The 15064-nt window shown below is 73.5% G+C and carries 10 protein-coding genes; 6 read left to right on the forward strand and 4 right to left on the reverse strand.

Annotated elements, in window-relative coordinates; genetic code table 11:
* Positions 1-372: 372 nt before the first annotated feature.
* Entirely contained in the window at positions 373-921 is a 549-nt protein-coding gene (locus tag ACZ6A9_RS08185) for a MarR family winged helix-turn-helix transcriptional regulator (RefSeq protein WP_468980749.1), read from the reverse strand.
* 123 nt (positions 922-1044) lie between these two features.
* Here ACZ6A9_RS08185 and ACZ6A9_RS08190 point away from each other — a divergent pair, with 123 nt between their 5' ends.
* A complete protein-coding gene (locus ACZ6A9_RS08190) occupies positions 1045-2319 on the forward strand; it encodes an MFS transporter (protein ID WP_468982825.1) in 1275 nt (424 codons plus the stop codon).
* 24 nt (positions 2320-2343) lie between these two features.
* Here the strand turns inward: ACZ6A9_RS08190 and ACZ6A9_RS08195 are convergent, their stop codons facing one another.
* Positions 2344-3993: an ATP-binding SpoIIE family protein phosphatase gene (locus tag ACZ6A9_RS08195; protein WP_468980752.1), complete on the reverse strand. Its 1650-nt coding sequence runs from the start codon at positions 3991-3993 to the stop codon at positions 2344-2346.
* A 174-nt stretch (positions 3994-4167) separates the two neighbouring features.
* Positions 4168-5547: an NAD(P)/FAD-dependent oxidoreductase gene (locus tag ACZ6A9_RS08200; protein WP_468980756.1), complete on the reverse strand. Its 1380-nt coding sequence runs from the start codon at positions 5545-5547 to the stop codon at positions 4168-4170.
* A 377-nt stretch (positions 5548-5924) separates the two neighbouring features.
* On the opposite strand from ACZ6A9_RS08200, the gene ACZ6A9_RS08205 reads away from it, so the two are divergent.
* Positions 5925-6686, forward strand: coding sequence for a TetR/AcrR family transcriptional regulator (locus ACZ6A9_RS08205; protein ID WP_468980758.1), 762 nt, complete (start codon positions 5925-5927; stop codon positions 6684-6686).
* Positions 6687-7120: 434 nt separating this feature from the next.
* Here ACZ6A9_RS08205 and ACZ6A9_RS08210 read toward each other — a convergent pair whose 3' ends face one another.
* Complete coding sequence (locus tag ACZ6A9_RS08210) at positions 7121-9238, reverse strand: asparagine synthase-related protein (RefSeq protein WP_468980761.1); 2118 nt, start codon at positions 9236-9238, stop codon at positions 7121-7123.
* Positions 9239-9977: 739 nt separating this feature from the next.
* On the opposite strand from ACZ6A9_RS08210, the gene ACZ6A9_RS08215 reads away from it, so the two are divergent.
* From ACZ6A9_RS08215 to ACZ6A9_RS08230, 4 genes are read left to right on the forward strand one after another with little or no spacing between them, the layout of a single operon-like run.
* On the forward strand, positions 9978-11402 hold the full coding sequence (locus tag ACZ6A9_RS08215) for an MFS transporter (RefSeq protein ID WP_190096028.1): 1425 nt from the start codon (positions 9978-9980) through the stop codon (positions 11400-11402).
* 51 nt (positions 11403-11453) lie between these two features.
* Positions 11454-12689, forward strand: coding sequence for an L-2-hydroxyglutarate oxidase (gene lhgO, locus ACZ6A9_RS08220; RefSeq protein WP_468980765.1), 1236 nt, complete (start codon positions 11454-11456; stop codon positions 12687-12689).
* A gap of 45 nt (positions 12690-12734) precedes the next feature.
* Complete coding sequence (gene trmB / locus ACZ6A9_RS08225) at positions 12735-13571, forward strand: tRNA (guanosine(46)-N7)-methyltransferase TrmB (RefSeq protein WP_468980768.1); 837 nt, start codon at positions 12735-12737, stop codon at positions 13569-13571.
* A gap of 42 nt (positions 13572-13613) precedes the next feature.
* Entirely contained in the window at positions 13614-15002 is a 1389-nt protein-coding gene (locus tag ACZ6A9_RS08230; protein WP_468980770.1) for a PrsW family intramembrane metalloprotease, read from the forward strand.
* The last annotated feature ends 62 nt before the right edge of the window (positions 15003-15064 follow it).

Consider the following 15064-nt stretch of genomic DNA (forward strand, 5'->3'; position numbering starts at 1 on the left):
TCTCAAGGAACGGACGCTTCCTTTGTACTCACCCTCTCGGGCTTTCCTCCGGGCGCTTCCCTTCGGTCTTGCGTTTCCGACTCTATCAGATCTTTTTCTCGACCTGACCCCCAGTCAGCGGGGTTTGCCTTCCCGGCCGTTGGGCCGTTCCGACGTCTCAAACCTTAGCGGCTCTCTCCGTGTTTCCCAAATCGGGGGCGGGAATTCGAATTCAGGCATGCCGAAATCGTTCCCGCTGGGAGGTCGTGCTGGGGTTTTGAGTGCCGCAGGTGCGGCGGGAGGTGTTGCCGGAGAACCGTTACGGCTCCGTGGCAACCCGAAGAACTCTACGGATCGCCGAGGTGGATGTCAACCACTCCTGGTCAAGATCTTTCAGTCCAGGTCGGTGAGGCGGCCGCCGGCGTCCGGCTGGGCGTCCTCCACCCTGCGCAGCAGTCGTGTGAGGACCTCACCGAGTGCTGTCCGCTCGTCCTGGTCGAGGTCCTGGAGGAGGTCGCTCTCGAAGACGGTGGCCATACGCATGGCCTCCTGCCACTTCTCCCGGCCGGCCGGGGTGAGCTCCACGATGACGCGGACCCGGTTGGCCTCGTCCCGCTCCCGGGTGACCAGGCCCTCGGCGACCATGCGGTCGATCCGGTGGGTCATGGCCGCCGGGGTCAGACCGAGGCGCTTGGCGAGGTCACTGGGGCCCATGCGGTATGGGGCGCCGGACAGGACGAGCGCCTTCAGGACCTCCCAGTCGGCGTTGGTGATGCCGAGTTCGGCGGTCTGCCGGCCGTAGGCGACGTTCATCCGCCGGTTCAGCCGTGACAGTGCGTTGACGATCTTCTCGACCTGGGGGTCGAGGTCCTGGAACTCGCGCTGGTAGGCGGCGATCTGCTCTTCGAGTGTCGGCTCGCCGATGCCGGAGGTGTCGCCCATGCCCCGCAGTATGGCACGCCCGCTCTTTGCCTTGAAGTCCTTCACTGTGTACTCTTTAGCCTCGAACTTTAGGTTCTAAGTCTTCAGGTCTAACTAGTAAGTGAGGTGAACGTGACCAGGGCGATGGGCGCGGCGATGCGCCGGATCCACGTGGGCAACGCGCTCAGTGCGTTCGGGCTGGGCTTCACGGTTCCGTATCTGTACGTCTATGTGGCGCAGGTGCGAGGGCTGGGGGCCATGACGGCGGGGCTGGTGCTCGCCGTCTTCGCCGTGGCCGCGCTGATCGTGCTGCCGTTCGCCGGGCGGGCCATCGTCCGGCGGGGTCCGCTGCCGGTCCTGCTCGTCGCCCTGGTCACGGCCGCCGTCGGCGCGTTGAGCCTGGGTCTGTCGAACAGCGAGGCGACCGTGCTGCTGTCGGCGTCGGCGCTCGGTGCCGGGCAGGCGGTGATGCAGCCGGCGCTCGCGACGATGATCGTGGACTGCTCCACCACGGAGACCCGGTCCCGTGCGTTCGCCATGCAGTTCTTCCTGCAGAACCTCGGGCTCGGTGTCGGCGGGCTCATCGGAGGTCACCTGGTGGACCCGACGGAAGCAGGCTCGTTCACTCTCCTCTTCTCGATCGAGGCGGCGATGTTCCTGCTGCTGGTCGTGGTGATGGCGACGGTGCGGATGCCGCGGGCGCCGCGCCTCACGGACGCGCCGCAGCAGTCGGCCGGCGCGAGCTGGAAGCAGCTGCTGGGCAACCGGGCCATGGTGCAGCTCTGCGTGCTGGGCTTCGTCCTGTTCTTCGCCTGCTACGGGCAGTTCGAGTCGGGGCTGAGCGCGTACGGCGTCGAGGCGGCCGGGATCTCCACCTCCGCGCTGGGGACGGCGCTGGCGGCGAACACGCTGGTGATCGTGGTCGCGCAGTTCGCGGTGCTGCGGTTCGTGGAGCGGCGCAGGCGCTCGCGGGTGATCGCGTCCGTGGGGCTGATCTGGGCCGTGGCGTGGGCCGTGGCCGGTTACGCCGGTCTGGGCGAAGGCAGCCAGGCGATGGCGACGGCCGCCTTCATCTCCACGTACGCGCTGTTCGGGCTCGGGGAGGCGCTGCTGTCGCCGACGCTCGCACCGCTGGTCGCCGATCTCGCGCCGACCGGCATGGCCGGTCAGTACAACTCGGCGTTCGCCCTGGTGAAGCAGCTCGCGCTGGCCGTGGGTCCCGCGGTGGGCGGACCGATGGGCGCGTCGCTGCACGCGCCGTACATCGTCGTCTTCCTGCTGTTCTCGCTCGGCATCACCGTTCTGGCGGTGCGGCTGGGGCGGCAGCTCACCGAGGCGCAGAACCATCCGTCGGCGGCGCGGAGCCGGGTCGTGGCACACAGCGGCGCGGCAGCGGGTCAGGCCCCGGCGCACGCCTGATCCTCGCCGGCTCCCGGACCGCCGCTAGGAGCCGGCGGTCTTCGGCAGGAGGAACTCGCACCAGACCGCCTTGCCGCCGCCCGGGGTGCGCCGGCTGCCCCAGCCGGAGGCGATCGTGGCGACCATGGCGATGCCCCGGCCGGACTCGTCGCCGGGCTCCGCGCGGCGGCGCCGGGGCAGGTGGTCGTCGCCGTCGGTGACCTCGATGATCAGGCGGCGGTCGGTGCGGCGCAGCCGCAGCCGCATGGGTGGTGTGCCGTGCTGGAGGGAGTTGGCGACCAGTTCGCTGGCGGCCAGGACGCCCAGGTCGTGCAGTTCGGTGGGGAAGCGCCAGCTCGTCAGCACTCCCGAGGCGAAGGCACGCGCGCGGGGCGCCGCCTCGACTCCGCCGAGCAGCTCCAGCGCGGCGTTGCGGAAGAGTTCGCTCTCCGCTCCCTTGCGGGCGGGGTGCTGGAGGACCAGGACCGCGACGTCGTCGTCGTGGTCCGGGGTCACCCCGGCCGAGCGGACCAGGCGGTCGCAGACCACCTGAGGGGTGCCGGTGGCTCCGGCCAGGGCGCGCTCCAGGGCGGCGATGCCCTCGTCCAGGTCCTCGTTCCTCCGCTCGACCAGGCCGTCCGTGTAGAGGACGGCGGTGGAGCCGGGGCCGAGGGGGACGGAGCCTGAGGAGTGCATCCAGCCGCCGGTGCCGAGCGGGGGGCCGGTCGGTTCGTCGGCGCGCCGGACGGTGCCGTTCTCGTCGCGGACCAGAAGGGGCAGGTGGCCGGCGGAGGCGTACACCAGACGGCCCTCGTTGGGGTCGTGGATGGCGTACGTGCAGGTGGCGATCTGGTTGGCGTCGATCTCCATGGCGAGGCCGTCGAGCAGCTGGAGGACCTCGTGCGGCGGGAGGTCGAGCCGCGCGTAGGCCCGTACGGCCGTGCGGAGCTGCCCCATGACGGCGGCCGCCCGCACTCCTCTGCCCATCACGTCGCCGATGACCAGGGCGGTGCGGCCACCGCCCAGGGTGATCACGTCGTACCAGTCGCCGCCGACGGCGGCCTCGGTGCCGCCGGGATGGTAGGTGGCGGCGATGCGCAGGTCGTCGGGCTCCTCGAGCTCCTGGGGGAGGAGGGAGCGCTGGAGGGTGACGGCGGTCTCGCGCTGCCTGCGTTCGCTGGCGCGCAGGCGCTCGGCGGCCTCGGCGTGATCGGTGACGTCCGTGGCGAAGATCAGCACCCCGCGGCCCTCGCCCTCACTGACGGGGGTGCAGGTGAACGTGTAGGAACGGCCGTCGGGGGCCTTGCGGGACTTCAGCGTCCGGGGTCTGCCGCTGCGCAGGACCTGGTCCAGGAGGGGCAGCAGGCCGAGCGCGTCGAGCTCGGGGAGCGCACCTCGCGCGGGGGCACCGACCGGGCGGACGCCGAAAGCCGCCGTGTAGGCGTCGTTGACGTAGGCGATGCGGTGCTCGGGGCCGTGGACGAGGGCGACGAGGGAGGGAACGCCCTCCAGAACCTCGCGCACTCCGAGCTCGTCGACGGCGGGCACGGGCTCCGTGTCGGTGGAGAGTCGTCCGGCGCGGGCCGCGGGCACGGAGCCCTCGCCCCGCCGGTCCGGGGAGACCGCCTGCTCGGTCCGCGCTGCCGCGCGGCGCTGCGTTCCGGGGAGCCGGGCGCTCCAGCGCGTGAAGTTCACGAATCCTTGCCTCGTGTAGTTGTCGGCGGCCGGAAACCGGGACCGGCCGGGACCCCGGAGGGCCGCACCGGGGTGGGCGGGGACCCGCCCGCGGTGGTGGACCAGTCTGGCAGGGTGCCGACCGGGCCGGCATCCGTCAGACGCCGGACCGGCCGCAGGAGTTCCTGACTCCGGTCAGGACGACCCCTTCGGGTCGCTCGGGGGGTCCTGAGGAGGTTTTCCACCGGCCGCCAGTTCGAACTCCGCACGGGGGTGCTCCAGTGACCCGAGGGAGACGATCTCCCGTTTGAACAGCCCCGCGAGGGTCCACTCGGCGGCCACCCGCGCCTTGCGGTTGAAGGTCGGGACGCGGCTGAGGTGGTACGTCCGGTGCATGAACCAGGCGGGGAAGCCCTTGAGCCTGCGCCCGTACACCTGCGCGACTCCCTTGTGGAGCCCCAGGGAGGCGACGGAACCGGCGTACTTGTACGCGTACGTCTCCAGCGGCTCCCCGCGCAGGGAGTGGACGACGTTGTCCCCGAGGACCCGTGCCTGCCGGAGCGCGTGCTGCGCGTTGGGGGCGCATTCCCGCCCCGGCTCCCGGGCGGTGACGTCGGGCACGGCGGCGGCGTCGCCGGCGGCCCAGACGTGCGCGGCACCGTCGACGGCCAGCTGGGCGGTGCACTTCAGCCGCCCGCGCCCGTTCAGCGGCAGGTCGGTGGCGGCGAGCACGGGGTGCGGTCTGACGCCGGCGGTCCACACGACCGTACGGGTGGGGAAGCGCGATCCGTCGCTGAGCACGGCGACACGGTCGGCGCAGGACTCCAGCCTCGTCTCCAGGCGTACGTCGATGTTGCGGCGGCGCAGTTCGGTGACCGTGTACCGCCCCATCTCCTCGCCGACCTCGGGCAGGATCCGCCCGGATGCCTCGACGAGGATCCACTTCATGTCCTCGGGCCGGATGGTGTGGTAGTACCGGGCGGCGTAGCGGGCCATGTCCTCCAGCTCGCCGAGCGCCTCGACGCCCGCATAGCCGCCGCCGACGAAGACGAAGGTCAGGGCCGCGTCCCGGAGCGACGGGTCACGGGTCGACGAGGCGATGTCCATCTGTTCGAGGACGTGGTTGCGCAGGCCGATGGCCTCCTCGACGGTCCTGAATCCGATGGCGTGGTCGGCGAGGCCGGGGATCGGCAGCGTGCGCGACACGGAACCGGGGGCGAGCACCAGTTCGTCGTAGGCGATCCGCCGCCCGCCCGTGCCCTCCTCCTCGGTCGCGAGGGTGCTGACGGTGGCGGTGCGTTCCTCGTGGTCGATGCCCGTGGCCTCACCGATGACGATGTGACACCGGTCCAGGACACGACGCAGCGGTACGACGACGTGACGAGGGGAAATGGCACCGGCGGCCGCTTCCGGCAGGAAGGGCTGGTACGTCATGTATGGGTCAGGGGTGACCACGGTGATCTCGGCCTCGCCCCGCCCGAGTTCCCGTTTCAGCTTCCGCTGCAGACGCAGGGCCGTGTACATCCCGACGTAGCCGCCGCCGACAACGAGAATGCGCGCACGTTCCTTCACCATCCCATGACGCACCCGCCGCTTGTGTTTGTCCACAGCCTCGACGAATTGTGTGACCGGAAGGCCGCGCGCCCCCGGGTTGGCCGATTCACCGCCCTCGACGCCATACCCCCAGGTCGTCCGGCCTATGCCCACCATCGCAGGGGGTGCATTCAGGACGTATACGACCCGTGCTCCGATCGAGGGGCGCTCCGTGCGGAACCTGCCCCTTCTGAATTGACCCCCTCTCAACTATGTTCATGTGTCGACGGGGTGTAGGGGCTGTGCCGACCGGGTCCGCGACGGGCGACACCGACGGGCCGGGCCTCTTCCACACGCCCCGGCCATCGAATGGCTGGGAGAAGTCTCCGGGGGGAGACGTCATTACCGGGGGAATACATATGCATGTTCAGGACTCTCATTGGTCTTCCGCCGTCGCGACGGGCGGTGCGCTGAGCGCTCCCGCGGGCGGCGCGCGCGGCGACGGCGTGCGGACGGCGCCGCTGCGCGTGGACGCACAGCGCAACCTGGAGCACGTGCTGCGTGCCGCGCGGGAGGTGTTCGGCGAGCTGGGCTACGGCGCGCCGATGGAGGATGTGGCCCGCCGGGCGCGGGTCGGGGTGGGCACGGTGTACCGGCGCTTCCCGAGCAAGGACGTCCTGGTGCGGCGGATAGCCGAGGAGGAGACGTCCCGGCTGACGGAGCAGGCTCGAACGGCGCTGGGCCAGGAGGACGAGCCGTGGTCGGCGCTCTCCCGCTTCCTGCGCACCTCGGTCGCCTCCGGCGCGGGCCGGCTGCTGCCGCCGCAGGTGCTGCGGGTGGGCGTGGCGGAGGAGCACGGTGCGGCGGACCACGCACGGCGGCTGCCGCAGCAGCGGACGCAGACGGCGGGCGCGGGTGAGCTGCGGCTGGTGCCGGAGCAGTCGGCCGGCGTGGGCGGCGTGGCGGACGACGCGGGGGCCGCGCAGCTGCTCGATGTGGTGGGGCAGCTGGTGGAGCGGGCGCGGGCGGCGGGGGAACTGCGGCCGGACGTGTCCGTGTCGGACGTGCTGCTGGTGATCGCCACGGCGGCGCCGTCCCTGCCCGATGCCGCGCAGCAGGCGGCGGCGTCGGCGCGGTTGCTGGACATCCTGCTGGAGGGGTTGCGGTCGCGTACGGCGTAGTCGGGGTTCCGCACCCCGGCGGCGTTCGGGGCCGGAGGCTCCGCGCGGTGCTTGCCGCGTGCAGGGGTTGATCAGTGCCGGGTTATGCCGCCGTCGGTGTGTGCGCAGCCCGGCGCTGGTGTGCGCCGGGTGCGTTGACGCAGCCCGGCGCTGCTTCGGCTGCCCGGCGTCGGTGTGGGCCGGGGGGGGTGTTGGCGCAGCCCGGCGCCGACGGGGTGCCGTCGCGCCCACCCTCCCCCACTCCCGGCTTCGCTCGAGCGGGAGGTGCCCCCACCGCCCCAACGGCACGACTGCCCGCGGAGGGCGGAGACCGGGGGACGGCAGTGCGGCGGCCCGCCCGGCGGCGAGGGGGCATCACCCTGGGCGCTACGCGCCCCCGGGGGGACAGCGGCGCCGCAGGCATCCACCCACCATGCCGCAGGGGCGGCAGGTGGTCAGCGGGCGGTGGCGCCGGCGCCCAGGGCTCCGCGCTGGGGGGCGATGCCGCCCGGGACGGCTCGTTGGCGGGCCGGGGTGCCGGTCCAGCAGGTGCCCCGGCGGGCCAGCAGGCGGCGCAGCCACACCTCCAGGGCGACCAGGTCCGCCAGACCGTCCAGCGGCAGCGGCTCGCCCTCCGCCGCGCCCCGCAGCGCCTTGCGCACCACCCGCGCCTCCACCAGCCCCGCCTCCGCCAGCAGCGGCGTGTCGAACAGCGACATCAGCGTGCCCGAAGCCACCCGCAGCCCCGACCGCGCCGCGGCCGCCGGGGTGGCCGTGCCCGGCGCTCCCCACCCCGCCGGCAGCTCCCGCACCCCGGCCCCCTCCAGCACCGACCGCAGGATGGAGGCCCGGGCGCCCGGCCGCACCCGCAGCGCCTCCGGCAGGGCCCGGCACGCCCGCACCACCTGGTTGTCGAGGAACGGCGCGTGCAGCCGCTGCGAGCGGATCTCGGCCGCCTGCTCCAGCACCCGCAGGTCCGCCGCGTGGCGCGCCAGCGCCGCCCGGGCCCTGAAGTCACCGGGCCGCTGTCCCGGCCCCACGTCGGACCGCCGCGTCGACGCCTGGAGGCGAACCGATACTTCAGCCAGTGCCTCCCCGGTCAGCCAGCGCGCGGCCGGCCCGGGTCTCCCCCAGGTCAGCGCCGCGAGCGAGGCATCCGCGGCCCCCGGCCCGTCGTCGTCCAGCCGCCGGTGCAGCAGCCGCTCGGCGAGGTTCTCCAGTCCCGTCCGGTACGGCGTCCGCGCCAGCCGCCGGGCCGCCGCGTACACCCGCGCCGGCACCATCACGGACCCGTCCGCCTTCGCCAGCGCGGCGACCGGCCGCACGAGGTGCCGCCGCTTGCGGTCCATCAGCAGGTCCGCCAGTCGCGCCGGATGCGCGTCGAGCACCTGCTTGGCCCCGTACCCGGTGAAGTGGTCCGCGCTCCCGGCGGCCAGCCGCGCCCGGTGCCGGGCGGCGGACACCAGCGAGGGTCCCGGCTCGTCCGTCAGCGGCCCGTCCAGTTCGACGTAGGGAAGGGTCGACTCCCCACCGGCCACGACCACGTGGTGCAGCCGCGGATTGGCCGCCAGCGCCCCCGCACGCTCCAGTTCGCCCTCGTCGCGCCCCCCGGCCGAGGCGCCGGCCAGATCGTTGAAGGTGACGGCCAGCAGCCGCTCCCCCGCCCCCGTCCCGTGTCCCAGCACGGTCCCCGGCATTCCCGGCAGCCCCGCCGCCAGCAGTGCCAGTGCCCCGGACGCCGGTCCGCCGGACAGGTCCGCCCCGATTCCCGGCACCGGCGTCCCCCGGGCGGCCCGCCGCTCGGCGGGTCCCATCCCCGGCACGGGCCCGGGGTCGATGTCGGCGCCGGGCACGTGCCGGGGTGCCGCCAGCCGGGTCCGTACGGCTTCCACCAGCGCGTCGCGCACGCCGTCCACCGCGTGACCGGGGTCGGCCGGCGGCGCGGCGACGACGAGCGAGGCGACGGGTTCGTACCCGGCGATCTCGCGGGCGCCCGCGCGGAGGATCAGGGCGTGCCCCGGCGGGACGCGTCTCACGCCGTCGTACGGCGTGGAGTCGTGGAGGGCGGCGGGTACGTCGGGGGCGGCGAGCAGTGCGGCGAGGTGCCCGAAGTCGAGGTTGGCCTCGACGAGGTCGGCGAGCGGCAGTGCGGCGGTGGCGTACGCCGTGCCGCCCGCCCAGGGGGTGTGGAACACGGGCCGGGCTCCGGCGAGGTCGCCGCAGACGGTGACCCGGCGCCCCACCTGCACCACCGCCGTGTAGCTGCCGGCCCAGGCGGTCAGGTGGCGCAGCGCGCCGCCGCGCGCGGCGAACAGGGCGACGCGCAGCTGTTCGTCGGTGGCGCCGCAGGTACCGAGGACGGCGATGCGGGTCTGTGCGTCGGCCTCGACCACCCGGATCTCGTCGGGGCGCCAGTCGCCGACCGCCCACAGCGGATCGGGGTCGCCCCACAGCAACTGGGATCCCACGGGCCGCACGGTCTCGCCGTCGACCCCGGTGGCGCCGGCGGAGCCTGTGGGGCCGAACCCCATGGCTCCGGCGGCGGTGCTGCTCCACCCCACCAACCACCGCATCGCCGCCTCCACAGGCTGTGGACAACCAGTGCACCGCACGAACCGGTTCCCCATGCTGCCATGAAGGAGGCGCTCGGTACCGGTGCCGGAGCCGTCTGCACTCCGTCGAATGCGCCCCGGCGGATACACCTAGCCTGAACACACCCCGTTCCGAACACGCGCTCGCCGCCTCCGGAGTGGCACCCCGTCACCGCCCGGCCGGCATACCGCGGACCACATCGCCGCGACGCGAATGCGCCCCCCTGGCGCGCCCCCGTAACCCCCAACGCGCCGTCACCTACCTGGGTAGAAGCGCGGATGCACCCGAAAGAGCGGGATCGATTTTCGGCCAAGTTGGAGCGGTGAGATCCACCTCGAACACGCTCCGTGCAGGCTCTGCGCACCGCTGGGCGGTCGCGCGGTCCGGGAGACGCCGCACGCCTCCCGGACCGTTCCGCCGCCCGCGGGGATGTAGGCGGCGGTGTCCCCCAGCCCACTGGATCCAGTACAGCGGGCCGACCCACGCACCGACCAGGGAACCGCCCCCGTGATGGCCGGAGAAGAGCGCACGGACGGGCGCACGGCCACACACCGGGAGCACGTCGCAACTGCGCGTATCGGGGCCGTACTTCAGTACGGACCACAATCCCGCCATCCGGAAGAATGCCCCTTAACGCTTGGGATGCGGCGAACTACGCTGGGTTTACGAATGCCGCACGGTTATGCCAGCGCGGCAGCCGTCTGTGTCGAGGGGTGGCGCATGTCCAGGGAGCAACGCGGGCCGAACGAGAAGCTCGGCGCCGTTCTCGCCCTCGCGGGAATCTCGAACGCGGGCCTCGCGCGGCGCGTCAACGACCTCGGCGCACAGCGGGGACTGACGCTTCGCTACGACAAGACGTCGGTGGCGCGCTGGGTGTCGAAGGGAATGGTGCCGCAGGGCGCGGCACCCCATCTGATCGCCGCGGCGATCGGCCAGAAGCTGGGCCGTCCCGTACCGCTGCACGAGATCGGCCTGGCGGACGCGGACCCCGCGCCCGAGGTGGGCCTCGCCTTCCCGCGCGACGTGGGGCAGGCGGTCCGCTCCGCGACCGAGCTGTACCGGCTGGACCTCGCGGGACGCCGGGCCGGCTCCGGCGGCATCTGGCAGTCGCTCGCCGGTTCGTTCGCGGTCAGCGCGTACGCGACGCCCGCCTCGCGCTGGCTGATAACCCCGGCCGACAGTTCGGTGGCGCGGGAGGTGAACCCCGCGGACGGCTCCGGCGCACCGCTCAAAGTCGGCCACAGCGATGTGCGGAAACTGCGGGAGGCCGCCGACGACGCCCGGCGCTGGGACTCCAAGTACGGTGGCGGCGACTGGCGTTCGTCCATGGTGCCCGAGTGCCTGCGGGTCGAGGCGGCACCACTGCTGCTCGGCTCCTACTCCGACGACGTGGGCCGCTCGCTGTTCGGCGCGGCGGCGGAGCTGACCCGCCTGGCCGGCTGGATGGCCTTCGACACCGGCCAGCAGGAGGCGGCGCAGCGCTACTACATCCAGGCCCTGCGCCTGGCCCGGGCGGCGGCCGACGTCCCCCTGGGCGGCTACGTCCTGGCCTCGATGTCCCTCCAGGCGACCTACCGCGGCTTCGGCGACGAGGGCGTGGACCTCGCCCAGGCGGCCCTGGAGCGCAACCGCGGCCTGGCCACCGCCCGCACCCTGAGCTTCTTCCGCCTGGTGGAGGCCCGCGCGCACGCCCGCGCCGGGGACGCCCAGGCGGCCGGTGCCGCGCTGAAGTCCGCGGAGAGCTGGCTGGAGCGGTCCCGGCCCGGTGACAGCGACCCGGTCTGGCTCGGCTTCTACTCCTACGACCGTTTCGCCGCCGACGCCGCGGAGTGCTACCGCGACCTGAAGGCGCCCCGTCAGGTCCGCCGCTTCACCGAGCAGGCGCTGTCGCGGCCGACGGAGGAGTTCGTGCGCTCGCACGGACTGCGCCTGGTCGTCTCGGCGGTCGCCGAACTGGAGTCGGGGAACCTGGACGCGGCCTGCGAGCAGGGCGTGCGCGCGGTGGAGGTGGCGGGCCGCATCTCGTCCGCGCGCACCACCGAGTACGTCAGGGATCTCCTGCACCGTCTGGAGCCCTACGGTGACGAGCCGCGCGTGGTGGAGCTGCGCGAACGCGCCCGGCCGCTGCTGATGACCACGGCCTGACCGCGCGCCGCGGGGCGCGCGGGGCGTTGTCAGTGGCGGGGTGCACTATCGATGCCGGAGGTGGTGCAGGTGGTGGTGGCACGGTCGTACGACTGTGACGTGCTGGTGGTGGGCGGCGGCATCGTCGGCCTGTCGACGGCGTACGCGATCAGCCGCGCGGCTCCGGGCACCCGGGTGACGGTGCTGGAGAAGGAGCCGGGCCCGGCCCGGCACCAGACGGGTCGCAACAGCGGGGTCATCCACAGCGGTGTCTACTACCGCCCCGGCTCCCTGAAGGCGCGGTACGCGGTGCGGGGCGCGGCGGAGATGGTCAAGTTCTGCGCTGAGTACGACATCGCGCACGCGGTGACGGGCAAGCTGATCGTCGCCACGGCCCGCGAGGAGCTGCCGCGGCTGCACGCCCTGGTCCAGCGCGGCCGGGAGAACGGCATCGTGGTCCGTGAGCTGTGCGGCGGCCAGATCGGGGAGTACGAGCCGGAGGTGGAGGGCCTGGCGGCCATCCACGTCGCCGCGACCGGCATCTGCGACTTCACGGCGGTCGCCCGCCGGCTCGCCGAGGCGTCCGGCGCGGAGATCCGCTACGGGACGCGGGTGGTGCGCGTCGACCGCCGCCCCGACCGGGGGGTCGCCGTCCTGACGGCCGGCGGGGACGTCGTGCGCGGCCGGGTGCTGGTGAACTGCGCGGGACTGCACTGCGACGAGATCGCGCGCGCCACCGGGGACGATCCGGACGTGCGGATCGTGCCGTTCCGCGGCGAGTACTACGAGCTGGCCCGCCCGGAGCTGGTGCGCGGCCTGGTCTATCCGGTGCCCGACCCGGCGTTCCCCTTCCTCGGCGTCCATCTGACGCGGGGCATCGACGGAGGCGTCCACGTCGGCCCGAACGCGGTGCTGGCCCTGGCCCGCGAGGGCTACGACTGGCGCACGGTGCGCCCGCGCGAGCTGGGGGCGACCCTGGCCTGGCCGGGCTCCTGGCGGCTGGCCCGCCGCCACTGGCGGTACGGCACCGGCGAACTCCACCGCTCCCTGTCCACGGCGGCCTTCACCCGGGCGGTGCGAAGGCTCCTGCCCGCCGTCCGGGAGGACGACCTGGTGCCGGCACCGGCCGGGGTGAGAGCGCAGGCGGTGCTGCGGGACGGCACACCGGCCGACGACTTCCTGATCCAGGAGACCCCCCGCGCGGTGCACGTGCTGAACGCCCCCTCGCCCGCGGCGACGGCGTCCCTGCCCATCGGGCGGGAGATCGCGCGGCGGGCGATGGCGCAGCTCACGGCGGAGGGGGGCTGAGGGCACGCCGGCCGCCGGCCGCGCCCCCGTAAAATCGGCAGCACTGTGTCTGACTCCGTGAGCATCCCCGAAACGCACCACCCGGCCTCCGCGCCCGGTGAGCCGATCCGCCGTACCCGGGCCAAGGGCGAGCCGAGGTTCCCGGACGGGCCGAAGGCCGACCCGGCCGGGTCGCACTTCGAGCGGCGGATCCGCAGTTTCCAGCCGCGCCGCAGCCGTGTCACCGCCGGGCAGGCGGACGCGCTGCAGCGGCTGTGGCCGGCGTGGGGGTTCGACATCGACGGCGGCCGGCGGCTGGATCTCGCCGCGTTCTTCGGCAACGGCAACCCCGTCGTGCTGGAGATCGGCTTCGGAATGGGCGAGGCCACCGCGGCGATGGCCGCCGCCGACCCGGACACCAACCTCCTCGCGGTCGACGTCCACACCCCCGGCCAGGGCCATCTGCTCAGCCTCGCCGACCAGCGGGGGCTGACCAACGTCCGGGTGGGCAACGGGGACGCGATCATCCTGCTGCGCGAGATGCTCGCCCCCGACTCCCTGGACGGACTGCGCGTCTACTTTCCCGACCCGTGGCCGAAGAAGCGGCACCACAAGCGGCGGCTGATCCAGGAGGAGTTCCTCACCCTCGCCGCGGCCCGGCTGCGGCCGGGGGCTGTCGTGCACTGCGCCACCGACTGGGAGCCGTACGCGGAGCAGATGCTGGAGGTGCTCACCGCGCACCCCGCCTTCGAGAACACGCGGGCGGACGGCGGTTTCGCGCCGCGTCCCGCGTTCCGGCCACGCACCCGTTTCGAGGGGCAGGGGCTGGAGAAGGGTCATGTCGTGAACGACCTGCTCTTCCGCCGCGTACCGCACGGGGAGCGGGACGGGCACCCAGTCTGAGACCGCACGCCGTCCTGCCCCTCCCTCGTTAGGGTCGATTCCGTGGCCACCAGCCCTCCGTACCCGCCGCACCCCGGCGACGACCCCGGCGGGACGCTGGGGCACGCGCACTGGTGGCAGCGGCCCTGGGTGCGCTACGCCGCGCTGACCGTCCTGCTCACGCTGTCCGGTCTGGTGATCCTCGCCCTGGTCCGCGAGCAGACGGGCACCGAGGGGTTCCTGGTCGGGCTGGGGCTCGCCGTGCTCCCGGTGCCGCTGCTCGTGGCCGCCTTCCGCTGGCTGGACCGGGTCGAACCGGGACCCTGGCGGAACCTGGTGTTCGCCTTCGCCTGGGGGGCGTGCGCGGCGGCACTGATCGCGATCGTGGCGAACAGCTTCGCCACGCGGTGGATAGCGACGGCGACGGCCGACCCGGCCGGCGCGGACACCCTGGGGGCGACGGTCATAGCGCCGGTCGTGGAGGAGTCCGCGAAGGCTGCCGCCGTCCTGCTGGTCTTCCTTTTCCGCAGACGCGACTTCAGCGGGATCCTCGACGGCGTGGTGATCGCCGGGGTCACCGCCACCGGTTTCGCGTTCACCGAGAACATCCTCTACCTGGGCACGGCCTTCGGCACCGACCAGCTCACCGGCGGCAGCGGCGTGGCCTCGGTCACCGCGGCGACGTTCTTCGTCCGCATCGTGATGTCCCCCTTCGCGCATCCGCTGTTCACCGTGCTCACCGGGATCGGTTTCGGCTTCGCCGCGCTGTCCGCGGACCGGCAGCGGCTGCGGCGGGTCCTGCTGCCGCTGAGCGGGCTGCTCCTGGCGATGGGCATGCACGCGCTGTGGAACGGCTCCGCCGCGCTCGGCCACTTCGGGTTCTTCGCCGTGTACGCGGCGTTCATGGTGCCGGCGTTCGGCCTGCTGACCTGGCTGGTGGTGTGGACGCGGCAGCGTGAGCTGCGGACGGTGCGCACGGAGCTGCCCGCGTACGTGGCGGCCGGCTGGCTCACCCCGGCCGAGCCGTTCGCCCTGGGCTCGATGCGGGCGCGTCACCTGGCCCGCCGGTACGCGCGCCGGCACGGCGGGAGACCGGCGGCGCGGGCGGTCGCCCGGTACGAGGCGTACGCGACGTCGCTGGCGTTCCTGCGGCACCGGGGCCGGAGGGGGCGGGCCGGGACGGACTTCGTGGCCCGGGAGCGGGAACTGCTGCTGGAGCTGTGGCACCGGCGGGCGGCGGCCCGCCCGGCGCTGGAGCACGCGGCCCGGCTCACCGCGCCGCCGGTTCCCCTCGCCTTCGCACCGTGGCCGGTGCCGGGGGCGTACGGGCCGCACCCGTACGGACCCCGTCCGTACGGACCTCACCCGCACGGACCACACCCCTACGGGAATCCGCCGTACGCGCACCCCGCACCCGGGAACGCGAACCCGCCCTATGGCAGGCACACCTGACCGGCAGCCCTGACGTCGGGGGGTCGTCGTCGGGACTGCCGGGGTGGGGAGGCGGTGGGGCT

The organism is Streptomyces sp. NPDC041124 (assembly GCF_055592385.1).

Excerpts from the sequence above, each read along its gene's own strand:
- ACZ6A9_RS08185 (WP_468980749.1), bottom strand. The coding sequence starts at position 921 with ATGGGCGACACCTCCGGCATCGGCGAGCCGACACTCGAAGAGCAGATC.
- ACZ6A9_RS08190 (WP_468982825.1), top strand. The coding sequence starts at position 1,045 with ATGGGCGCGGCGATGCGCCGGATCCACGTGGGCAACGCGCTCAGTGCG.
- ACZ6A9_RS08200 (WP_468980756.1), bottom strand. The coding sequence starts at position 5,547 with ATGGTGAAGGAACGTGCGCGCATTCTCGTTGTCGGCGGCGGCTACGTC.
- ACZ6A9_RS08205 (WP_468980758.1), top strand. The coding sequence starts at position 5,925 with ATGCATGTTCAGGACTCTCATTGGTCTTCCGCCGTCGCGACGGGCGGT.
- ACZ6A9_RS08210 (WP_468980761.1), bottom strand. The coding sequence starts at position 9,238 with ATGCGGTGGTTGGTGGGGTGGAGCAGCACCGCCGCCGGAGCCATGGGG.
- ACZ6A9_RS08215 (WP_190096028.1), top strand. The coding sequence starts at position 9,978 with ATGTCCAGGGAGCAACGCGGGCCGAACGAGAAGCTCGGCGCCGTTCTC.
- lhgO (WP_468980765.1), top strand. The coding sequence starts at position 11,454 with ATGCCGGAGGTGGTGCAGGTGGTGGTGGCACGGTCGTACGACTGTGAC.